The organism is Bradyrhizobium betae (assembly GCF_004123905.1).
Lineage (GTDB): Bacteria > Pseudomonadota > Alphaproteobacteria > Rhizobiales > Xanthobacteraceae > Bradyrhizobium > Bradyrhizobium betae_A.
Genome location: NZ_MZXW01000017.1, coordinates 53,008 through 74,001, shown reverse-complemented (window position 1 = coordinate 74,001; position 20,994 = coordinate 53,008). Strand labels below are relative to the sequence as shown.

The window sequence follows — 20,994 nt, the reverse complement described above, 5'->3', positions numbered from 1 at the left end:
CAAGCCCGCTCGAGCCCGCGATCGTGCCCTACATCGCCTCGAACTGTCCCGTAAGCGTGACGCGCGGGCCGTGCGTATAGCGGTCGGGCATAAAGCCGGCGTTGGACGTGCCGGTCTCGTTGAACACGTTGATGAGCGCGTCGAGCCGGTAGCCGGCGCCGAGCTTCAGGTTCTGCGTCAGCCAATAGGACAGGCCGACCTGGATATCGGCGCTCAGCACGCCGGCAAACAGCCGGGCGTTGCCCGTGTTGAGGGTGTCGAAAGTCGGGAAGAGACCTGCGAGATATGATGGCGTGATCGTAGACGTGGTCCTCGAACTGTTCGTCGATTGCTGCCGGCCGAACAGAATGGCGGCGTCGCCGGCATAGTCGAACGACCATTTGCCGGCAAAAGGAATTGACCCTTCGATGCCGATGAGAGGGCCGGCGCCCAGGAAGCTGGCGCGCGCCTCGTTGATTGTCGAGCTGCTCGTGGAGGCGGTCGTGACCGCCGGAAATCCAGGGACCACGATTGGCGCGAGGCCCGAGACCGTCAAGAACTGAACGTCCGAGTTCGAACTCCGGGTGACGAACTCGGCAACGCGGACGCCTCCCTTGAGCTGAAGCGCACTTGGCCCGCTGCCGGCAATCTCGCGTCCGACCGCGAGATCGGCGAGCCAATGTGCTTCCTTGTAAGCAGCGGCCCAGGTCTCCGTGCCTGTCGCGCTGGCGGCCCCGGCAGCGATCGTTTGCGATGTCGAGTCGAGACCAGTGGTCTTGCCCCCCTCGCCGTAGCGGAACTGGCCACTGACATGCCAGGGAGAGCCGGCAAAGCGATAATCGAAGCCGACTGCCGATTCCCAGCCGACCTTGGGTGTCAGGTCGAACTGACCGGTGAGACCGTAAGTGCTGGAGATCGGATCGCCGCCACTGAAGATCGCGCCACCTTCGATCCAGGCTCTGAACAGCGCCGGCCCCGTCGGCGGCAAAGCCTTGACCGGGAAATCGGCGGCATAGGACTGCAAAGGATTCCTGTTCTGCCGCGAAACCGCTGACACCGCGAGGAACGCGCTGTTTTCCTGGTGCGATCGGGTCGAGCTCCTCGCTGCTTCGACGGCGACGCGCGTATTTTGCGATTTTAGCCGCGTATTCTCTTCCAGCAGCCGCTGGCTTTCGCGCAAGGCGGCGTTTTCCTTGCGGATCGCCGCATTCTGCCGCTCTAGCAATTCGAGACGGGCATTGACGTCTTCGATCTCGCCGGCCGAGGCGCTTGCCGCTGCCAATGCCGCGGTTGCGCCCAACACGACGGCCAAAGTCTTTTTCATCTCATTCACCTCGTCGCACCAATGGCGAGACCGTGGCCTGGAATCGCGGACCTCGCATCAACCGTACGGTTGAACTCGGCAGGCCCGCGCGTGCGGCGAGGCATTTCCGGACTCTGGTGTGGCCAATCGGACGCAGTCGAGGCGTTCAGCCGCCCGCGGCCGTCGCCGCGACCACCTCAAGCTGGTTCCTGATCCAGCGATGGGCCGGGTCTTTCTGGTAGCGCTGGTGCCAGACCATGAACATCGGTAGTTCCGCCAGCGTGCGCGTGCGCGCAGCCAACGGAATTTGCACATGTGCAAAGCCATCCATCACGCCGGAGGCGAGCAGGCTCGGCATGCTCGCCAGCATCTGCGAGCCGCGCAGGAAGGACGGCACGCCGGAAAAGCTCGGCACGGAGATCGCGATGTCGCGGTGGAAGCCTTTCGCCGCGAGCCTCCGGTCGAAATCGAGCCGCTCGTTGTCGGTATAGACCACTGTGACGTGGCGCGCGGCGAGATAGGCGCCGCGGCTGGCCGGAGCGGTGCGTGTCTTGGGATCGTAGTAGCAGACGTAGTGATCGCTGAGCAGCCGTTTCTGCACGATGTCGACGCCGGACGGCGGCAGCGGCGTGATCAGGAGATCGCAGCGGTTCTCGCGCAGCATCGCGGGCGAGGGGGATTGCGAGGGGATCACGCGCAGGTTCAGGCTCTCTACCTGTCCGGCGACGTGGCTGAAGAAGCGAGGCAGCAACAGGTCGCGCTGGAAGTCGTTGGCGGCGATCGTCAGCGACAGCTGAGCCTGCGCCGGCGCGAAGCTGACGCCACCGGCAAAGCCCCGCATCTCGTCGATCAGCGCGCGCGCCTTCGCCGCGAGGGCCTGCGCATGCGCGGTCGCGACGATGCCGCGGCCGGATTTGGCGAACAGCGGATCGCCGGCGATCCGCCGCAGCTTGTTCAGGGCGTGGCTGACCGCGGACTGCGTCAGGCCGAGGCGCGTCGCCGCTGCCGTGACCGAGCCTTCTTCCAATACGGCCAGGAACAGTTCGAGCGCGTGGCCGTCGAGCGCCAAATGATCGATTTTCTTCATGCAATTCATTATAATCGATCTGTTTATCTTGAGAATAGACCGGCCCATGATCTCCCGATAAGCCGCGCGCCCGGACCGGGGCGCCACAGGGAGAGACACGATGAACGCCCAGGCGCCAGCCTTAAGGGATCCCCGCCTTAACAGCCCCGAACCGTTCACGCCGCGCGACGGCGGCTTCTTCCAGCGCGACCACACCATCCATCCGCCGGCCTATGCGCCCGGCTACAAATCCTCGGTGCTGCGCTCGCCGCGCCAGGCGCTGCTGTCGATCGAGAACTCGGTCTCGGAAATCACGGGTCCCGTGTTCGGGCACAACGATCTCGGGCCGCTCGACAACGATCTGATCCGCAACTACGCCAAGGACGGCGATCCCGTCGGCGAGCGCATCATCGTCCATGGTCGTGTACTGGACGAGACCGGCCGCGGCGTGCCGAACACGCTGGTCGAGTTCTGGCAGGCCAATGCCGGCGGCCGCTACCGGCACAAGAAGGACACGTATCTGGCCCCGATCGATCCGAATTTCGGCGGCTGCGGCCGCGCGCTGACGGACGACACCGGCTACTACTACTTCCGCACCGTGAAGCCGGGCCCCTATCCCTGGCGCAACTTCGTCAATAGCTGGCGACCCGCCCATATCCACTTCTCGGTGTTCGGCTCGGGCTTCGCTCAGCGCCTGATCACGCAGATGTACTTTGAGGGCGATCCTCTGATTCCGGTCTGCCCGATCCTGACGACGATTCCGGACAAGGACGCGCTCGACCGCCTCGTCGCGCCGCTCGACCTCAACGCCTCGACGCCGTTCGACTCGCTCGCCTACCGCTTCGACATCGTCCTGCGCGGCCAGCGCTCCATCTATTTCGAAAATCGCACCGCGGGGAACTGAAGCCCATGCCGCAGCCGCTCAACTATCTCAAGGAAACCGCCTCGCAGACTGCCGGGCCCTACGTCCATATCGGCCTGATCCCGGCCATGGCCGGCTTCGACATTTTCGAGAAGAACTTTTCCAACGTGCTGGTGACGCCGAACACGCAGGGCGAACGCATCACGCTGGAAGGCAAGGTGATCGACGGCAGCGGTTCGCCGCTGCGCGACGTGCTGCTCGAAATCTGGCAGGCCAATGCGGCGGGCCGCTACAACCACCCGGCTGATCGCTCGGCCGGCGCGCTGGAGCAAGATTTCCGCGGCTGGGGCCGCGGGGGCTCGGATTTCGAAAGTGGCGTCGTCACGTTCGAGACCGTCAAACCCGGCGGCATGACCGACAAGTCGGGGCGCAAATGCGCGCCGCACGTCAATGTTTGGATCGTCGCGCGCGGCATCAACATCGGCCTCAACACGCGGCTCTATTTCTCGGATGAAGAGGTCGCCAACGCCGCCGATCCCGTGCTCAATCTGGTCGAGCCGGCGGTGCGCCGCAAGACGTTGATCGCAACACGTAGCGAGCGCGCCGGCAAGGCCGTGTACTCCTTCACGATCCATCTGCAGGGGCCGGAGGAGACCGTGTTCTTCGACGTGTGAGGGGACGGCGGCCGTCCCGCAGGATCACTCCACCTGGTCGCCGCGATTGATCGCACCGCGCGCGAGGAATGGCGGTAACTGACCGATCTCGCGCGATCCCGGCCGGACGGCCGGATCGCGCCCCACTTTTGGTTTCAGTGCTGCCAGATCAATGAACACGTCCGCCTGTCGACGCAGGTCGTCGGCGACCATAGGGGGCTGAGTGGAGAGTGTGGAGACGACCGTCACGCGGACACCGCGGCGTTGCACGGCTTCCACCAGCGAACGAAAATCTCCATCGCCCGAGAACAACACAATCTGATCGACGTGTTTGGCGAGTTCCATCGCGCTTACGGCGAGGTCGACATCCATGCTGCCCCGCGCCTTGCGGCGGCCGGTGGTGGCGTCGGTGAACTCCTTGGTGAGCTTGGTGACGACGGTGTATCCATTATAGCCGAGCCAATCGATCAAGGGGCGGATTGACGAATACTCCTGATCCCCGACGACGGTCGTGTAGTAGAAGGCCCGCAACAGCTCCCCTCGGCTTTGGAATTCGCCGAGCAGGCGCCTGTAATCGATGTCGAAACCGAGCGCCTTGGAGGTGGCATAGAGATTGGAGCCATCGATAAAGAGTGCGATCTTCTCAATCGAAGGCATTATGCACAAATCTCCTGTTCCGCACGAAAAGCCGGCCGGTCCAGCCGCCGGGGTGCGGTAGGTCGGCCGGAAAACACCGAAGGCGCCGATGGCTTGCTAAAAAAGCGGCGCAGACGGCCGGACAGGAGGGGAGGGCCGTCTTGCGCCAAGGCTAGGGAGGTTCCATGCCACCAGCGCCACGGCGCCGAATGCCGCCACACTAAGGCGCACGCATGCCCTGCTCAATTGTACTGAGGTAAAGGGATTCTATCCAAAGGATAGGATCCCATATACCAAGGTAAGTAGCTGCGCCGGTAACAAGGCCATTGCGGTTCGCATCGTGGCCACCGACCATAGGCGCGCCTGGTCTTTGGTCCGAAGCGTCAGCCTTCATGGCCATGCAGCTGGGTGCGAAAGACGCGCGGTGACACTCCCGTTGCGGCGGCGTAGACCCGGCTGAAATAAGCGGGGTCATCGAAACCGAGCGCATAGGCGATGGTCGAGACTGGAAGATTGGTATAGACGAGGTTGCGCCGTGCCTCGCGGATCAGCCGGTTGAGGATCAAATGTGAGGCGGTGTCGCCTGTCGCCGCGCGTGTCACGCGGTTGAGATGGGTCGGCGTGATCGACAGCGCGCTTGCGTAGTCGGCAACGCTCCAGCGTTCCAGATGGTGCTGCTCGAGCAGTGACTCGAAGCGGCGGAACAGGCCGCTTTCCGCCGTGCCATTGCCGCCGCTCTCGCTGGTGAGCGCGCGCGCCACCAGCCCGACCATGGCGGCCGACAATGCGCGCAGCACATGTGCGCGGCCGAAATCGCGCGCGGCATGCTCCGCAAAAATTTGCTTCATGGTGGTGCGGATCTGCGGCGTACTGCGCACCACGGCTGATCGCGACAGGGCTGCGCGCAGGCCTTCTGCGGCCAGCAGCGCCTCGTCGAGAATCTCGGCAGCGATCGTCAGCACCCAGCCCTGGGTATCGGGCACGAAGCGGAAGCCGTGGACGTGTCCGACCGGCACGTTGACGATCTGCATCGGCTTCAAGGGCACCACGCGTCCGTCGAGCGTCGCCTCACCGCCGCCGCGCTCGATCAGCAGCACCTGATGCAGCCGGGCGTGACGGTGCACGGCCAGCGTCCAGTCGTGCAGCACCGAGCGGGACGCGATTGTCTCGCAATGCACGACGTCGGGCAGGTCGCCGGACTCGCCGAAGAGGTTATAGACCCGGATCGTGGGGGCAGGGGCTGCGGTTCTCATGTTCGAATTGTACAAGACAAAGGCGAAAGCCTCCATCGGTTCGCAGTGCTGAATCTGCAAAAAAGTGCCAACGGGAGGACGCAAAAATGAAAGTTCAGGTCTGCATCATCGGCGGTGGGCCGTCCGGGCTGCTACTGTCCCAGCTGCTGCACTTGAAGGGCATCGACACAATCGTGCTGGAGAAATACAGCCGTGACCACGTGCTGGCCCGCATCCGTGCCGGCGTGCTCGAGCACGGCTTTGCAAAGCTGATGCGCGAGGCACAATGCGGCGAGCGGATGGACCGCGAGGGCGAGATCCACGGGGGATTCGAGATCGCCCATGACGGCGTGCTCTCCCACATCGACCTGCACAAGCATTCCGGCGGCAATTCCGTGCTGGTCTATGGCCAGACCGAGCTGACGCGCGATCTCTATGAGGCGCGCGACCGCCTCGGCGGCAAGGTCGTGCACAACGCGGAAGAGGTGACGCCGCACGATCTCACGTCGGAGCGGCCATATGTCACGTACCGTTCGAACGGCGAAACCATTCGCGTCGATTGCGACTACATTGTCGGCGCCGACGGTTTTCACGGCGTCAGCCGTAAATCGATTCCGAAGGACGTGCTGCGCGAATACGAGAAGGTCTATCCGTTCGGCTGGTTAGGGGTGCTGTCGCGCACCAAGCCGGTGTCCCCGGAGTTGATCTACGCGAGGCACGAGCGCGGGTTTGCGTTGTGCTCGCTGCGTTCGCAGGTGTTGAGCCGTTACTACATCCAGGTGCCGCTGACCGACAGGGTGGAGGACTGGAGCGACGATGCGTTCTGGGCCGAGTTGAAGCGCCGCCTGCCGGGCGAGGTCGCTGGCCGCCTGATCACGGGCCCTTCGATCGAGAAAAGCATCGCGCCGCTGCGCAGCTTCGTCGCCGAGCCGATGAGCTATGGCCGCCTGTTCCTCGCCGGCGACGCGGCCCACATCGTGCCGCCGACCGGCGCACGCGGGCTGAACAGCGCTGCGTCCGACATCTATTATCTCTACCACGCCATGCTCGCGCATTATCAGAGCGGCGACGATTCCGGCCTTGAGGGGTATTCCGCCAAGGCACTCGCCCGCATCTGGAAGGCGCAGCGCTTTTCGTGGTGGATGACGATGATGCTGCATCGTTTCCCCGACCGGCTCGACTACGAGGATCGGCTTCAGCAGACGGAGCTGGAGTATCTGCTGTCGTCGGAGACGGCGCAGCGATTGCTCGCGGAGAATTATGTGGGGTTGCCGTTTTAAGGCGTAGCTAACGCTACTTGCCTTCGAGGGTGTTGACTGGCGTCCACTCCGGCGCTGGAGGATTTGCAGCGAGTGCCCTCGCGCGTTTGGCGAACAGCGCTGACGCTGGATCGGCGTTTGCTACTCTCTCGAACGCATCAGACGCCTTGGCAAACTCCCGCGCGCGCCAGTAGGCCAGCCCTTCCGCATACGCCGCGGACACCTTTGTCTGCTCCGCGCTCTCCGCGCTTTTCTCCGCCAGCGGCTCGAACACCCTGATCGCATCGCCGCGGCCCATCACCCTGATCGCATCCAGCTCGCGCCAGGCAAAAGTGTCGCCGCTCTGCGCCATGGTCGTCTCCGACGCCATGATCGCGGTGCCGTAATATTTGTTGGCGCCTTCCAGCCGCGAGGCGACGTTCACGGTGTCGCTCATCACGGTGTAGTTGAATCGGCGGCGCGAGCCGATATTGCCGACCACGGCTTCGCCGCTGTTGAGTCCGATGCGGTGCGACAGGTCGTGGCCGGCGAAGGCTGGGTTGCCAGCGTTGAGCTCGGCCAGCTTGCCGTGACACTTCAGCGCGGCGTGCACGGCGTTGCGGGCGTGGGCGGGGTCGTCGGCCGGCGCACCGAACATGGCAACGATGGAATCGCCGATATATTTGTCGACATAGCCGCCATGGCCTTCGATGATGTCGGTCATCGCGGAGAGGTATTCGTTCATCAGCGTGACCAGTTCGCCCGGCGTCATCTTCTCCGCGATGGAGGAGAAGCCGCTGAGGTCGGAGAAGAACATGGTGACGTTGCGCATCTCGCCGCCGAGCGCCGGCATCTTGCCGGAGGCAACCATGGTGTTGATGACTTCGGGCGCGAGATAGAAGGCAAAGCTCTTGCGCAGGAAGCGCTCGTCGCGATCGGCCAGCACGAAACGGTAGCCGATCATCATCGCGAATGCGGCGAGGCTCGCGAGCGCGGGCTCGGTCAATGGCAGCGCCAGGGCATGAACGAACGTGACGACGGCAACGGCTGCATAGACGGCGGTGAAGCCGAACCAGGCGATCATCGCGCCGCCGGGTGCGAGCATGCAGGCCGCGAAGGCGATGATCGCTGCGAAAACGATCGTGAGAATGGCCCGTGCGGGAAGGCCAAGCTCGGTTATGGCATCGCGCTCGATCAGGTTCCGAACCGCGGTGGCATGTACGAAGACGCCGGCGATGTCGCTTCGGGCCTTTTGTGTGGTGCCCGCCGGGACGGGCTGCGCACATCGCGGCGCGGGGGTCCCGTCATATCCGCCGGAGAAGCGCATTGAGGTGAGCTTGCGGTCCTCGAAGTTGAGAATCGTCCCGAGCAGCACGACCTTGCCGTCGAAGGCGCGTCGGAAAAAATCGCGATCGGCCTTTTCCACGCAGGCCCGCAGATCGGCGAAGGAATAGACGGGCACGTCGCGGCCCATTCCCCGGAAATTGAGCGTCAGCGTGTTCGGCACCGCGCTTGGGATGGCATAATTGGACAATATCGTTGCGCCAGACGGCCCGGTCTGTGGCTCTGCGCCGAATGCGCGCGCGGCAAGCTCGACGGCCATGGCGGGCACCGGCTTGTCGTCGATGGAAAAGCTCAGCGGCATCCGCCGTATCACGTCGTCGGTGTCGGTGTGAACGTTGAGGGCGCGGACAGTGTTTCTCACCGCAAATCGCTGTGCGGGGTAAGGCGCATCCGGGTGGTCATTGCTGAGGATCTCGCCGAGCACCAGCTTGCCGTTGTCGGAAAGTTTCCGCAGCGTGATGAGATAATCCCGGTCAAAGCCCTTCATGCGATCGCCAAGCGGCGCGTCGCCAAAGGCAATCTCCGACTGCTCGATTGAGCTCGGAAAGATGACGTCGAAGCCGATCACCTTGGCACCGCCGTCGGTGATGCTTCCGAGCACCCGGCCGATCTCGCGCGTCCAGGTCTGCGTCGGAGATCCCTTGAAGGGTGGGGTGTCGTAGGTCTCCCCGTCGATCGCGACGACGACGACCGGCGATGTCGCGGGATCGCGGTTGTCGCCGATGATCGTGCCATGCAGCGCCGTGAGGATGTCGAGCGAGAGGCCTTGCAGGGCCTGAAGCGGCGGAGACGTGAAGATTGCGCCCGCGAGGAGCGCGATCAGGATCGCCGCAACGATGTCTCGCCCACCGATCCGCCGCATCGCCTGTCGCCAGGCCGCCTATTCGAGCCGCAGCAGGCGGCCGACGATCGGCGTGGACGAAGCCGTAGCGCTGGCATCGACCTGGAAGGCGTAACGCTTGGTGCCGAGAATGGCGAGATAGCTGCCGCCTGGGGTCAGCGACTTCCCGGCCTTGGCGAAGTCGTAGAACCTGCCGCCCACCATGATCTCATTCTTGAGCGGCACGGTGATGCTGGGTTCCTTGCCGTCGGTGCGCTCGATCACCAGCGTGCTGCCGCTCTTGGCCTGTACCAGCGGCGCGACGCCGTAGAGCGTCGGCAGCTTGGCCGGCGCGGCGCCCTTGATGTCCGAGCGCATGGTGCGGAACGTGGTCGCAGCGCTCTGGTTGGCCTCGCGCTCGGACAGCTTTGCCGCGTTGGTGTCGCAGGGCACCGTTTCCCGCTTCACGTCGCCGAGCTGTACGGTGCTCTGCTCGGCGCCGACCAGGACGACGCCTTCGCTGATGGTCTCGCGCACGCAGGATTTGAGATAGCTGAGCGTAACGCTCGCCTTCGGGCCGAGCTTGATGATCTTGCCCGGCGCCACATAGTCCATGAACGCGATGCCGTCGACCTTGCCTTGCACGTCCTCGACGATCGCGGCCGGGGTTTCCGCCAAAGCGGGGGTCGCAACACAGAACGCGCCGACAACGGCGCCGATCAGGCTCTTCATGGCAATACTCATCCAGTTCGACCGATGTTTTGCCGGTCTCCGTCCTGGTTCGATGTTTAACAGCGGCTCGCCCAGGCAAGTGTGACCAGAATCACTTTTAGTAATTGGTGCCACTTTAGCAGGAACAGGTTCAAACCGGCGACTGGAGAAAACAGAGCCGCGGCAAGCTCTTGCCCGGATTGATCATGTCAATCGGCCGGAACGGCCTCAGACGAGCGATCCTCGACCAGACGGTTCTCAACCGCACACTCTATAATTGGCGCCAGTGGAGCCTCGGTCTTCTGGAAGGGCGTCGCCTGCTGCCCGGCGGCGATCTCCACGACGTCGTCCCAGCGCGACAAGAAGGCTTCGACGCAGGCCGGATCGAATTGCCGGCCCTGGTTCTCGACCAGATAGTTGCGGGCGACCTCGAGCGGCATCGGCTCTTTATATGGCCGCCGCGTCGTCAGGGCGTCAAAGACGTCGGCAACCGCGACCACGCGTGCGGCAACCGGGATCTCGTCCGCCTTGAGGCCGTTCGGATAGCCCGCGCCGTCCCAGCGCTCATGGTGGCCTGCGGCAATTTGCGCACCGAGCTGGATCAGCTCGCAACTGGAGTCCGCCAGGATCTTCTCGCCGATCGTGGCGTGGGTGCGGATGACAGCCATCTCCTCGTCGGTCAGCCGGCCAGGCTTGAGCAGGATCTTATCGGGAATGGCGACCTTGCCGACGTCGTGCAGGGGGGCGGCCAGATAGATGTCGCGGCAGAGCCGGGGTGGCAGGCCGAGCTGTTCGGCGATGATGCGGCTGTAGCGGGCGACCCGCAGCGTGTGCTCGCCGGTGTCGTTGTCACGGTATTCGACCGCGAGCGCGAGCCGCAGGATGATCTCCTCCTCGCGCTCGCCGAGTTTTTGGGTCGCGGCGGCGACGGCGCTCGCGAGATCAGCGGCACGGTCGTTCTGCTTGCGTACGGCTGCACCAAGATGCACCAGATTGCGCAGGCGCACCGTCATCTCGACGCTTTGTGGCTGTTTCGGTAAGAAATCGGTTGCACCAGCCTGCAGCGCTTCCATCTTGATGTCGTCGGTCTGTCGCGACGTGATCATCGCGATCGGGATGTCGGCGCAGCCGGGCAGGGTGCGGAAGGCGCGGATGAAGCTGATGCCGTCCATATGCGGCATCTCGTAGTCGACCAGCACGAGGTCGAACACGCGCTTGCGCGCGCAGGCCAGTGCCTCGACGGGATCGAGGAAGGTCGTGGCCTCGACCAGGCCTTCCGCCTCGATATGTCGTTTCAGGAAATTGAGGACAGAGCGGCTGTCATCAACGAGAAGCGCTTGAGTCAGCATCGGCGGCCGGGCTCGTTCGGATGGCGAGGCATGACCTCAACGAATAGCCTTTGCGATTTAACGCGGAGCAAACGTCCAACCCGTCACAAACTGCATCGAGACCGCGCCCAGCGCATGAGATTTGTGCTGGCCATGCACGTCTGCATGCATACGCGAAGTTTTTGGGATTGTGACCCGTAGTTGTACGGAGGCTCTCATTAGGGGTTTGCATACTCTCCAACCCGAATAGTCGTGCGCGGGATTCGCGCCATGCGTGCAGCGAACCCCGAGGAAATTTGGGGGACGAATGTCGTCTGATACTACGGAGCCGAAGTGGTCCCTGCGGCTGCCCGCGGATTGCAGCATTGCTGCGATCCGCAATGTCTATGACCTGATCCGCGAAGCTTTCGGCCGGCAGGACCGGCTCGAGATCGATTGCTCGAGCGTCGACAAGGCCGACGTCACCTCGATCCAGCTTCTGCTGTCGACCGCCAGGACGGGCGAGGCCCAGGGCCGCCCTGTAGTGCTCACCTCATTCTCCCAGTCTCTACGCAACACTCTTCGCCGTGCCGGCTTCGCCAGCGATGCGATGATCGATCAGCATTTCCCGCAAAAGAAAGATGGCACCTAATGGCCACGATTCTCACGGTCGACGACTCTCCCAGCATCCGCCAGATGATCAAGGTCGTGCTCGAGCCGGCCGGTCACAGCGTGATCGAGGCCGGTGACGGCGCGCAAGGCCTCGCCAAGGCGCAGGCCGGCAAGCTCGACCTCGTCATCACCGACCTCAATATGCCCGTCATGAACGGTCTGGAGCTGATCAAGGCGCTGCGCAAGCTGCCGAGCGCGGTCGGCATGCCCATCGTGTTCCTGACCACCGAATCCAACGACACGGTGAAGCAGGAAGCCAAGAGCGCCGGCGCCACCGGCTGGATCACCAAGCCATTCAAGCCGGAGCAATTGCTCGCCGTCGTCGCTAAGCTGGTGCGCGCATGAGTGCGATGGACCCGACCGAGGTCTTTCGCCAGGAAGCCAGCGAGCTGTTCGAGGTCCTGGAAGGGGCCCTGCTCGATCTCGGCCAGCGTCCCGACGACCGCGAGCTGGTCGATTCCGCCTTCCGCGCCCTACATACGATCAAGGGCTCGGGCGCGATGTTCGGCTTCGACAAGGTCGCCTCCTTCACCCACGAATTCGAAACCGCCTTCGACCGCGTCCGCAAGGGCGAGATCAAGCCGACCCAGGAGCTCATCTCGGTCGCGCTTGCCGCCAAGGACTATATCCGCGCGCTGATCGAGGATCCGCAGTCGACCGACGACATCATTGGCGAGGCCATCCTCGACGACCTCAAGCGCTTCGTGTTTCCCGACCAGTCTGCCGCTCCCGTCGCCGAGATCGCCGAGGCGCCGCCGCTGGCGCCCGCGGAGAGCAAGCAGGCCGGCTGGCACCTTTATCTGGAATTCGAATCCCACATCCTGCGCAACGGCTCGAACCCGCTCGACCTGCTGGAAGACCTTTGCAAGCTCGGCCCCTGCTTCGTCGTGCCCGTGACCGACGGCATCCCCTTCCTCGACGAGCTGGAGCCGGAAGACTGCTATCTGAAGTGGGACGTCAAGCTGCATGCGGCCTGCGACAAGGACGCAATTGACGACGTCTTCATGTTCGTCTCGGACGAGATGAAGCTGACGCTCTCGCCGCTGGAGCATGTCGAGGCGCCCGCGCCGTTACCGCTGTTCCAGTTGCTCGACGAAGAGCCGGCTCCGGTCGCCGAGATGCCGGCACCGGTGGTCGCGGCTGTTGCTGCGCCTGTCGCCGAGCAGCCGGTCGCCAAGTCTGAGATCAAGTCTGAGATCAAGTCTGAGATCAAGTCTGAGATCAAGGCGGAGCCCAAAGCCGAACCGAAGCCCGAAGCCAAGCAGGATCGCGGCATCGCCACCGTCCGCGTCCAGGCCGAGCGCCTCGACGAGTTGATGGACCGGGTCGGTGAGCTCGTCATCGCCCAGGCCCGCCTGACGCAACTGGCCTCGTCCGGCTCCGATCTCTCGATCAAGATGATCGCCGAGGAAATCGAGCGCCTCGCCTCGTCCTTGCGCGACACCACGATGGGCGCGCGCATGGTGCCGATCGGCTCGCTGTTCGGCCGCTTCCGCCGCCTGATCCACGATCTGTCGCGCGATCTGTCGAAGCCGGTCGACTTCGTCACCACGGGCGAGGATACCGAGCTCGACAAGACCATGATCGAGTGCCTCGCCGATCCCTTGGTGCACCTGATCCGCAACGCGATCGACCACGGCATCGAGGACACCGCGACCCGCTCCGCCAACGGCAAGACCGAGCAGGGCCGGATCGAGCTCGCCGCCGTTCATTCCGGCGCGCAGGTGCTCGTCACCGTCAAGGACAATGGCGGCGGCCTCAACACCGCGCGCATCCGTGCGAAGGCGGAAGAGCAGGGGCTGATCGCGGCCGGCGCCGTGCTCACCGACCACGAGATCCACCAGTTCCTGTTCCACCCGGGCTTCTCGACCGCGCAGACCATCTCGGCACTCTCCGGCCGCGGCGTCGGCATGGACGTGGTCAAGCGCACCATCGAGAACATGCGCGGCACGATCGACCTGTCGACCCGGCCGGGCCAGGGCACCACCGTGACGCTGCGCCTGCCGCTGACGCTCGCGATCATCGAGGGTCTTCTGATCCGCGTCGGCGAAGGCCGCTACATCATTCCGCTGTCAGCGGTGGAGGAATGCATCGAGCTGACGGCCGAGGACGAGCGCTCCCGCGGCCGCAACTTCCTCAACGTGCGCGGCAACCTCGTGCCGTTCCTCAGGCTGCGTGAGATCATGACCGCGTCGGGCACGCCCGACCGGCATCAGAAGACGATCATCATCTCGACCGGCGAGACCCACGTCGGTCTGGTCGCCGACCAGATCATCGGCAACCACCAGACCGTGATCAAGTCGCTCTCCAAGCTGCATTCCGACGTCACGATCTTCTCGGGCGCCACCATTCTGGGGGATGGCACGGCGGCGCTGATCCTCGACGTCGCGCAGCTCGTCGCGCTGGCGCAGTCGAAGGTCGAGAAGCAGCATATCAGTGAGGCGGCGTGATGAACGACGGTTTGACGGGGGAACCTCAGGCTAACGCGATGCAGGTCGTGATGATCGGCCTCGGTGAGGAGAAGTTTGCGCTCGATGCGGGCCTCGTGCGGGAGATCATCGATCCCGTGCCGGTCACCAAGGTGGCGGGCGCGCGGGCGTTCGTTCCCAGCGTCATCAATGTGCGCGGCAACGTCATTCCGCTCGCCGACCTGCGCATCCGCTTCGGCATGCCGCAGCCGCAGAATTCGGCCGACACGCGCATCGTCGTCATCGAGCTCAATCTCGACGGCGAGCCGGTGCTGGTCGGCGTGACCGCCGACAAGGTCTACGAGGTCACCGAGATTTCACAGGCCGACGTGCAGCAGACGCCGCGCGTCGGCATGCACTGGAAGCCGGAGTTCATTCGCTTCATTGCGAAGTGGCGTGAAGAGTTTGTCATCGTTCCCAACATGGAACGCATCCTGAATTGAAATGCGGTCTCGGGGCGAGATCGGTAGGGGCTGGAAATGAGATTTACGGTCAAGGCGAAGCTGGCAAGCGCGTTCGGCGTCGTCCTGCTGCTCTCGATGGCGGCGGGCGGTCTCGCTTATGTGAAGTTGAGCGAGATGATCGACACGGCGGACAACCTCGTATCGCGCGCCGGCCGGATGGACCGCGCAGCAGAAATCGAGAAGGGCATTCTGCTCCAGGTTCGGGCCGAGAAGAATCTCCTTCTGGCGCCCGATAGCGAGGCGGACGGCTTTGTCGCCGAGATCGCCAAGCAGCGCGAGACGCTTCTGAAGTTGAAGGAGGAAATCCACGCGCAGGCCTCTACCGAAGGCAAGAAGCTGATCGAGAATTTCGGCGCGGCCTACGCCCGGATGGTTGCCGTTCAGGACAGCGCTCTCAAGGCCGCCCGGACCGACAGGCCGAAAGCCGTCGAGCTCTCCGCGGTCGAGGTCCGCAAGGCCGTCAATGAGGCCATGGAAGCCGCGAATGCTTACGTCACCAACGTCAAGAAGAACATGGCGGAGCGGGCCGCGATGGCTCACGAGGACGGCAACCGCGCTCACATGTTGCTGATCTCGGCCGTGCTGGCCTCGCTGGCGATCGGCCTGATCGCTGCGATCTGGATTTCGATGAGCATTTCGCGTGGCCTCAGCCGCGCGGTCGGCCTTGCCGGTGCGGTGGCGAACGGCGACCTCAGCCAGACGATCAACGTCTCCAGCAATGACGAGATCGGCGATCTCGTGAAATCTCTGAACACGATGGTGGAAAAGCTTCGTCAGGTGGTCGAGGAAGCTCTTACCGCGGCCAGCAACGTTTCCGCCGGCAGCCAGGAGCTCTCCGCCAGCGCCGAGCAGCTCTCGCAGGGCGCGACCGAGCAGGCCTCGTCCGCCGAGGAAGCCTCCTCGTCGATGGAAGAGATGGCCTCGAACGTCAAGCAGAACGCAGACAACGCCAACCAGACCGAGAAGATTGCGGGTCAGTCGGCCAGGGACGCGGAAGCCAGCGGCGCTGCCGTGGGGCGGGCCGTCAACGCGATGCAAACCATCGCCGAGAAGATCACGATCGTGCAGGAGATCGCGCGTCAGACCGACCTGCTCGCGCTCAACGCGGCCGTCGAAGCCGCGCGCGCCGGCGAGCACGGCAAGGGCTTTGCGGTGGTCGCCTCCGAAGTGCGCAAGCTCGCCGAGCGCAGCCAGGCGGCGGCTGCCGAGATTGGCACGCTGTCGACCGAAACGGTAAAGGTCGCTCGGGAAGCCGGCGACATGCTGTCCAAGCTCGTCCCTGATATCAAGAAGACCGCCGAGCTGGTTCAGGAAATCACGGCGGCCTGCCGCGAGCAGGACGTCGGCTCGGCCCAGATCAACCAGGCGATCCAGCAGCTCGACAAGGTCGGCCAGCAGAATGCCAGCGCCTCCGAGCAGGTGTCCTCGACCTCGGAAGAGCTGGCCTCGCAGGCCGAGCAGCTCCAGTCGACCATCTCTTTCTTCCGAATCGAACACGCTGGACGCGGCGAAAACGTCGCATCTGCCCCGATCGATCGAGCTGTCACTCAGCTTCGCACCAAGGCTGCGCACATGGCGGCTGCGGATCGGGGCACGAAGAAGCCCGCGCCTGCCCGCAGGCCGGCGCGCGCGATGAAAGTCGCCGGTGGTGGTGGCTTCGCCTTCGACATGCAAGACGGCGAAGACGACCGCGACGCCGAGTTCCAACGCTGAGTTTTGTTGCTGGACGAGCGCAGCAGGTGGTGTCGCTCGCATTTTCCAACATCAAACCGGGCCCGGCCCGAGGGTTTTCGAACATGCGATTTACGGTCAAAGCAAAGCTCGCCAGTGCCTTTGGAGCCGTTCTCCTGCTCTCCATGATCGCAGGTGCGATTTCGTATCTGAAGCTCAGCGAGTTGGCCTCCACCACCGAGGTCCTGATCGGCGCCGCCGCAAGATCGACCAAGGCCGACGAATTGCAGAAAGATCTGTTGCTGCAAATTCGCGCTGAGAAGAATGCGATCCTGGCGCAGTCGGAGAGCGATGTCGAGCGCTACACGGGCGAGGTCCGGAAGATTCGCGCGGATCTGCTGAAGGTCAGGGACGACATCTATGCGACGGCGACCGAAACCGGCAAGAAGATGCTCGACAAGTTCTCGGCCCTCTACACCAACGTGAACGCCGCCCAGGACGAGTCGCTCAAATTCGCGCGAAACGACAAGGCCAAGGCTATGGAGCAGTCGACCGGAGACGTCCGAAAGGCCGTCGCAGAGGCGTCGAAGAGCCTGGAGGACTATGTCGGCTTCCTGAAGAAGCTCATGGATGAGCGGGCTGAACAGGCGAGGGCGGACAGCAGCCATGCCCAGATCCTGTTGCTGAGCATCCTTATTGCTTCCCTGATCATCGGCGCCGCCGCCGCGACCTTGATGGCGCTGAGCATCAGTCGTGCCCTGACGAAGGCCGTGGGTCTGGCCAACGCCGTTGCGATCGGCGATCTCAGCCAGACGATCGATGTCAAGAGCAACGACGAGATCGGTGACCTCGTCAAGTCGCTCAATGCGATGACCGCGAATCTGAATGCAACAGCGGCAGTCGCCGGCGAGATCGCGCTCGGCAACCTCGAAGTCGAAGCAAAGCGCTTGTCGGACAAGGATACGCTCGGTATGGCCCTGGAGCGCATGATCGCGAGCCTCAAAACCACGGCCGAGGTTGCCAACCAGATCGCCGGCGGCAACCTCACCGTCGAAGCCAAGCGCATCTCCGACAAGGACAAGCTCGGAATTGCCTTTGAAACCATGGTGGAGAGACTCCGGCAGATCGTGTCGGAAGCCCTGACCGCGGCACAGAACGTCTCGGCCGGCAGCCAGGAGCTCTCCGCCAGCGCCGAGCAGCTCTCGCAGGGCGCGACCGAGCAGGCTTCGTCCGCCGAGGAAGCCTCCTCCTCGATGGAGGAGATGGCCTCGAACGTGAAGCAGAACGCCGATAACGCCAACCAGACCGAGCAGATCGCGGCACAATCGGCGAAGGATGCGGAAGCAAGCGGCGCTGCGGTCGGCCGTGCCGTCAACGCGATGCAGACCATCGCCGAGAAGATCACGATCGTGCAGGAGATCGCGCGTCAGACCGACCTGCTGGCACTCAATGCGGCGGTCGAGGCCGCGCGCGCCGGCGAGCACGGCAAGGGCTTTGCGGTGGTCGCCTCCGAAGTGCGCAAGCTCGCCGAGCGCAGCCAGGCGGCGGCTGCCGAAATTGGCACGCTGTCGACCGAAACGGTAAAGGTTGCTCGGGAAGCCGGCGACATGCTGTCCAAGCTCGTCCCTGATATCAAGAAGACCGCCGAGCTGGTTCAGGAAATCACGGCAGCCTGCCGCGAGCAGGATGTCGGCTCGGCCCAGATCAACCAGGCGATCCAGCAGCTCGACAAGGTCGGCCAGCAGAATGCCAGCGCCTCCGAGCAGGTCTCTTCGACCTCGGAAGAGCTGGCCTCGCAGGCCGAGCAGCTTCAGTCGACCATTGCCTTCTTCCGCATCGAGCAGGCCACCCGCCACGAAAGAGCCGCGCCGATCGACCGTGCGGTCGGCGAGCTCCGTGCCAAGGCCGCAACCATGGCGGCCGCGGATCGGGGCTCCAAGAAGCCTGCGCCCGTTCGCAGGCCGGCGCGCGCGATGAAGGTCGCAGGCGGCGGCGGCTTCGCCTTCGACATGCATGACGGCGAAGACGACCGCGACGCCGAATTCCAACGCTGACCACAATCTGAAAATCACCTGACCCTGGACCGCATCATGGCCGCAACCTCGCAATATCTGACGCTCGGGCTCGCCGGCGAGACGTTTGGCATCAGCATCCGCAATGTTCGGGAGATCCTCGACATGCGGCCGATCTCGCGGCTGCCCCATGCGCCGAACTTCCTGCTCGGCATGATCGACGTGCGTGGTAGCGGCTATCCGATCGTCGATCTCAGGACCAAGCTCGGCCTGCCCGGTGTGGAGGCCACTGAAGCGACCCGCATCATCATCCTGGACGTGCCGATGAAGGACCGTCTGGTCGGCGTCGGCTTCGTCGCAGATTGCGTGTTCGAGGTTACCGACATCGACGAGCAGGCGATCGAGCCCATCCCCGAGGTCGGCGGCAAGTGGCAGTCCGACTATGCCGCCGGGATCGGCCGCAAGGGCGAGAAATTCGTCGTGATCTTCGACCTCGCCAAGCTGATGGCGAACGACGAGATCCCGGAAGGACGTGAAGCGGCCGCGGATTCATCCCGCGCCGCCTGAGTTAGCAAGTGCGTGGTCAAGCGTAAGCACCCCAATTTCGAACCAACGAGACTGATATGAGATTCACCGTCAAAGCCAAGCTTGCCAGCGCCTTCGGCGTCGTCATCCTGCTCTCCATGATCGCCGGTGCGGTCGGCTACGTGAAGCTGTCGGACATGGTCGGGACCACCGAGCTTCTCGTCAGCCGCGCGGGCCGCATGGAAAAGGCCGCGGAACTCAAGGAAGGCATTCTGTTCCTGGTGCGCGCCGAGAAGAACTCGATCCTCGCGGCGTCCGACGCGGAATACGATCAGTTCGTCGCCGACCTCGCCAAGAATCGCGAAGCGGTCGCCAAGTCCAAGGACGAGATCTACGCCGCGGCCAGCGAAGGCGGCAAGAAGCTGATGGAAGTCTTCAACGTCGCGTTCGCCAAGCTGAACGCCTATCAGGACGAGACCGTCAGGCTTGCAAAGAACGACAAGCCGAAGGCCCTGGATCGCTCCATGCATGACGGCCGCAAATTTGTCGGGGAAGCGCTGGAAGCGGCTGACGGCTACATCAAGAACGTCAAGAAGAACATGGCCGAACAAGCCGAGCAGTCCAGGCAGGATGGCGCCCGCGCCGAGATGCTGTTGATGAGCCTGGTGGCCGCTTCGCTGCTGATCGCTGTAGTCGCTGCGACCTGGATCGCGATCAATATCAGCCGGGCGCTGGCGCAGGCCGTGGGCCTCGCCGACGCGGTGGCGATCGGCGATCTCAGCCACAAGATCGAGTCCTCCAGCAATGATGAGATCGGAGATCTCATCAAGTCGCTGAACGCGATGACGGTCAACCTGAATGCGACGGCGGCGCTCGCCAACCAGATCGCGCAGGGCGATCTCACGGTCGAAGCCAAGCCGCTGTCGGACAAGGATACGCTCGGCCTCGCGCTCGAGCGCATGGTGGAGAAACTCCGGCAGATCGTGTCGGAAGCCCTGACTGCTGCGCAGAACGTCTCCGCCGGCAGCCAGGAGCTCTCCGCCAGCGCCGAGCAGCTCTCGCAGGGCGCCACCGAGCAGGCCTCGTCCGCCGAGGAGGCCTCGTCCTCGATGGAGGAGATGGCTTCGAACGTGAAGCAGAACGCCGACAACGCCAACCAGACCGAGAAGATCGCCGCGCAGTCGGCCAAGGACGCCGAAGCCAGCGGTGCCGCGGTCGGCCGCGCCGTCAATGCGATGCAGACCATCGCCGAGAAGATCACGATCGTGCAGGAGATCGCGCGCCAGACCGATTTGCTCGCACTCAACGCAGCGGTCGAGGCCGCGCGCGCCGGCGAACACGGTAAGGGCTTTGCGGTCGTCGCCTCCGAAGTGCGCAAGCTCGCCGAACGCAGCCAGGCGGCCGCCGCCGAGATCGGCACGCTGTCGACTGAAACCGTCAAGGTTGCGCAGGAAGCCGGCAATATGCTGTCCAAGCTCGTGCCTGACATCAAGCGGACGGCAGAGCTCGTCGAAGAGATCACCGCCGCCTGCCGCGAACAGGACGTCGGCTCGGCCCAGATCAACCAGGCGATCCAGCAGCTCGACAAGGTCGGTCAGCAGAACGCCAGCGCATCCGAGCAGGTGTCGTCGACCTCGGAAGAGCTAGCCTCGCAGGCCGAGCAGCTGCAGTCCACCATCGCCTATTTCCGCATCGAGCAAGCACGCAGCCAGGCGGCCGCGCCGATCGACCGGGCGGTCAATCAGTTGCGCGCCAAGGCAGCCACCATGGCGGCCGTCGAGCGTCCGGCCAGGAAGCCGCAGGCCAAGCCGGCACGCGCCGTGAAGGCTGCCGGTGGCGGCGGCTTTGCCTTCGACATGAACGATGGCGAGGACGATCGGGACGCTGATTTCCAGCGCTAAGACCGTCCAGAGGATCGGCCCGCCATTCAGCAGTGGGCCGATTCGTCTTCAGGTGCTGGCGTAAACGCGTAGGATTCAAGATGGCCCGTTCGGCCCGACATTCAGTGCAGGCAGCGGCCATCCCGGACGG

The 20,994-nt window shown here is 64.0% G+C and carries 18 protein-coding genes; 11 read left to right on the top strand and 7 right to left on the bottom strand.

All coding sequences use genetic code 11. The annotated features are described in order from the left end of the window. Nucleotides 1–28: 28 nt before the first annotated feature. Complete coding sequence (locus tag B5V03_RS16035; RefSeq protein WP_129271290.1) at nt 29–1,303, bottom strand: Lpg1974 family pore-forming outer membrane protein; 1,275 nt, start codon at nt 1,301–1,303, stop codon at nt 29–31. A gap of 145 nt (nt 1,304–1,448) precedes the next feature. Beyond that, nucleotides 1,449–2,378, bottom strand: coding sequence for a LysR family transcriptional regulator (locus tag B5V03_RS16030; RefSeq protein WP_164988049.1), 930 nt, complete (start codon nt 2,376–2,378; stop codon nt 1,449–1,451). A gap of 91 nt (nt 2,379–2,469) precedes the next feature. Here B5V03_RS16030 and pcaH point away from each other — a divergent pair, with 91 nt between their 5' ends. After that, nucleotides 2,470–3,252 (top strand): protocatechuate 3,4-dioxygenase subunit beta, encoded by a 783-nt coding sequence (gene pcaH, locus B5V03_RS16025; protein ID WP_129271288.1) that lies wholly within the window; start codon nt 2,470–2,472, stop codon nt 3,250–3,252. A gap of 5 nt (nt 3,253–3,257) precedes the next feature. Continuing rightward, nucleotides 3,258–3,884, top strand: coding sequence for a protocatechuate 3,4-dioxygenase subunit alpha (gene pcaG, locus B5V03_RS16020; protein WP_129271287.1), 627 nt, complete (start codon nt 3,258–3,260; stop codon nt 3,882–3,884). 24 nt (nt 3,885–3,908) lie between these two features. Here pcaG and B5V03_RS16015 read toward each other — a convergent pair whose 3' ends face one another. After that, on the bottom strand, nt 3,909–4,520 hold the full coding sequence (locus B5V03_RS16015) for an NYN domain-containing protein (RefSeq protein WP_129271286.1): 612 nt from the start codon (nt 4,518–4,520) through the stop codon (nt 3,909–3,911). A 362-nt stretch (nt 4,521–4,882) separates the two neighbouring features. Then, on the bottom strand, nt 4,883–5,788 hold the full coding sequence (locus B5V03_RS16010) for a helix-turn-helix domain-containing protein (protein ID WP_129271285.1): 906 nt from the start codon (nt 5,786–5,788) through the stop codon (nt 4,883–4,885). Nucleotides 5,789–5,838: 50 nt separating this feature from the next. On the opposite strand from B5V03_RS16010, the gene pobA reads away from it, so the two are divergent. Continuing rightward, nucleotides 5,839–7,011: a 4-hydroxybenzoate 3-monooxygenase gene (gene pobA / locus B5V03_RS16005; RefSeq protein ID WP_129271284.1), complete on the top strand. Its 1,173-nt coding sequence runs from the start codon at nt 5,839–5,841 to the stop codon at nt 7,009–7,011. 13 nt (nt 7,012–7,024) lie between these two features. Here the strand turns inward: pobA and B5V03_RS16000 are convergent, their stop codons facing one another. From B5V03_RS16000 to B5V03_RS15990, 3 genes are all read right to left on the bottom strand, one after another. Continuing rightward, entirely contained in the window at nt 7,025–9,175 is a 2,151-nt protein-coding gene (locus B5V03_RS16000) for an adenylate/guanylate cyclase domain-containing protein (RefSeq protein WP_129271283.1), read from the bottom strand. Nucleotides 9,176–9,193: 18 nt separating this feature from the next. Continuing rightward, nucleotides 9,194–9,865 (bottom strand): hypothetical protein, encoded by a 672-nt coding sequence (locus tag B5V03_RS15995; protein ID WP_164988048.1) that lies wholly within the window; start codon nt 9,863–9,865, stop codon nt 9,194–9,196. Nucleotides 9,866–10,053: 188 nt separating this feature from the next. Further along, nucleotides 10,054–11,193: a response regulator gene (locus B5V03_RS15990; RefSeq protein ID WP_129271281.1), complete on the bottom strand. Its 1,140-nt coding sequence runs from the start codon at nt 11,191–11,193 to the stop codon at nt 10,054–10,056. 286 nt (nt 11,194–11,479) lie between these two features. On the opposite strand from B5V03_RS15990, the gene B5V03_RS15985 reads away from it, so the two are divergent. The 8 genes from B5V03_RS15985 (at nt 11,480) to B5V03_RS15950 (ending at nt 20,864) form a co-directional block, all read left to right on the top strand. Then, a complete protein-coding gene (locus B5V03_RS15985; protein WP_129271280.1) occupies nt 11,480–11,803 on the top strand; it encodes an STAS domain-containing protein in 324 nt (107 codons plus the stop codon). Then, nucleotides 11,803–12,168 carry a response regulator gene (locus B5V03_RS15980; RefSeq protein WP_092300982.1) on the top strand — a complete coding sequence of 122 codons (366 nt, stop codon included), beginning with the start codon at nt 11,803–11,805 and terminating at the stop codon, nt 12,166–12,168. The genes B5V03_RS15985 and B5V03_RS15980 overlap by 1 nt, the downstream gene beginning before the upstream one ends. Beyond that, complete coding sequence (locus B5V03_RS15975; RefSeq protein WP_129271279.1) at nt 12,165–14,273, top strand: chemotaxis protein CheA; 2,109 nt, start codon at nt 12,165–12,167, stop codon at nt 14,271–14,273. The genes B5V03_RS15980 and B5V03_RS15975 overlap by 4 nt, the downstream gene beginning before the upstream one ends. Continuing rightward, nucleotides 14,273–14,734, top strand: coding sequence for a chemotaxis protein CheW (locus tag B5V03_RS15970; protein WP_164988047.1), 462 nt, complete (start codon nt 14,273–14,275; stop codon nt 14,732–14,734). Before B5V03_RS15975 ends, B5V03_RS15970 begins: the two co-directional genes overlap by 1 nt. 36 nt (nt 14,735–14,770) lie before the next feature. Then, on the top strand, nt 14,771–16,468 hold the full coding sequence (locus B5V03_RS15965; RefSeq protein ID WP_129271277.1) for a methyl-accepting chemotaxis protein: 1,698 nt from the start codon (nt 14,771–14,773) through the stop codon (nt 16,466–16,468). 83 nt (nt 16,469–16,551) lie between these two features. Beyond that, nucleotides 16,552–18,480 (top strand): methyl-accepting chemotaxis protein, encoded by a 1,929-nt coding sequence (locus tag B5V03_RS15960; protein ID WP_129271276.1) that lies wholly within the window; start codon nt 16,552–16,554, stop codon nt 18,478–18,480. Between the two features lie 36 nt (nt 18,481–18,516). Next, a complete protein-coding gene (locus tag B5V03_RS15955; protein WP_129271275.1) occupies nt 18,517–19,005 on the top strand; it encodes a chemotaxis protein CheW in 489 nt (162 codons plus the stop codon). Nucleotides 19,006–19,061: 56 nt separating this feature from the next. Further along, complete coding sequence (locus tag B5V03_RS15950; RefSeq protein WP_129271274.1) at nt 19,062–20,864, top strand: methyl-accepting chemotaxis protein; 1,803 nt, start codon at nt 19,062–19,064, stop codon at nt 20,862–20,864. Nucleotides 20,865–20,994: the final 130 nt, after the last annotated feature.

Bases quoted from the DNA above. Each gene is read 5' to 3' on its own strand.
- B5V03_RS16035 (WP_129271290.1), bottom strand. From the start codon at position 1,303: ATGAAAAAGACTTTGGCCGTCGTGTTGGGCGCAACCGCGGCATTGGCA.
- B5V03_RS16030 (WP_164988049.1), bottom strand. From the start codon at position 2,378: ATGAATTGCATGAAGAAAATCGATCATTTGGCGCTCGACGGCCACGCG.
- pcaH (WP_129271288.1), top strand. From the start codon at position 2,470: ATGAACGCCCAGGCGCCAGCCTTAAGGGATCCCCGCCTTAACAGCCCC.
- pcaG (WP_129271287.1), top strand. From the start codon at position 3,258: ATGCCGCAGCCGCTCAACTATCTCAAGGAAACCGCCTCGCAGACTGCC.
- B5V03_RS16015 (WP_129271286.1), bottom strand. From the start codon at position 4,520: ATGCCTTCGATTGAGAAGATCGCACTCTTTATCGATGGCTCCAATCTC.
- B5V03_RS16010 (WP_129271285.1), bottom strand. From the start codon at position 5,788: ATGGAGGCTTTCGCCTTTGTCTTGTACAATTCGAACATGAGAACCGCA.
- pobA (WP_129271284.1), top strand. From the start codon at position 5,839: ATGAAAGTTCAGGTCTGCATCATCGGCGGTGGGCCGTCCGGGCTGCTA.
- B5V03_RS16000 (WP_129271283.1), bottom strand. From the start codon at position 9,175: ATGCGGCGGATCGGTGGGCGAGACATCGTTGCGGCGATCCTGATCGCG.
- B5V03_RS15995 (WP_164988048.1), bottom strand. From the start codon at position 9,865: ATGAAGAGCCTGATCGGCGCCGTTGTCGGCGCGTTCTGTGTTGCGACC.
- B5V03_RS15990 (WP_129271281.1), bottom strand. From the start codon at position 11,193: ATGCTGACTCAAGCGCTTCTCGTTGATGACAGCCGCTCTGTCCTCAAT.
- B5V03_RS15985 (WP_129271280.1), top strand. From the start codon at position 11,480: ATGTCGTCTGATACTACGGAGCCGAAGTGGTCCCTGCGGCTGCCCGCG.
- B5V03_RS15980 (WP_092300982.1), top strand. From the start codon at position 11,803: ATGGCCACGATTCTCACGGTCGACGACTCTCCCAGCATCCGCCAGATG.
- B5V03_RS15975 (WP_129271279.1), top strand. From the start codon at position 12,165: ATGAGTGCGATGGACCCGACCGAGGTCTTTCGCCAGGAAGCCAGCGAG.
- B5V03_RS15970 (WP_164988047.1), top strand. From the start codon at position 14,273: ATGAACGACGGTTTGACGGGGGAACCTCAGGCTAACGCGATGCAGGTC.
- B5V03_RS15965 (WP_129271277.1), top strand. From the start codon at position 14,771: ATGAGATTTACGGTCAAGGCGAAGCTGGCAAGCGCGTTCGGCGTCGTC.
- B5V03_RS15960 (WP_129271276.1), top strand. From the start codon at position 16,552: ATGCGATTTACGGTCAAAGCAAAGCTCGCCAGTGCCTTTGGAGCCGTT.
- B5V03_RS15955 (WP_129271275.1), top strand. From the start codon at position 18,517: ATGGCCGCAACCTCGCAATATCTGACGCTCGGGCTCGCCGGCGAGACG.
- B5V03_RS15950 (WP_129271274.1), top strand. From the start codon at position 19,062: ATGAGATTCACCGTCAAAGCCAAGCTTGCCAGCGCCTTCGGCGTCGTC.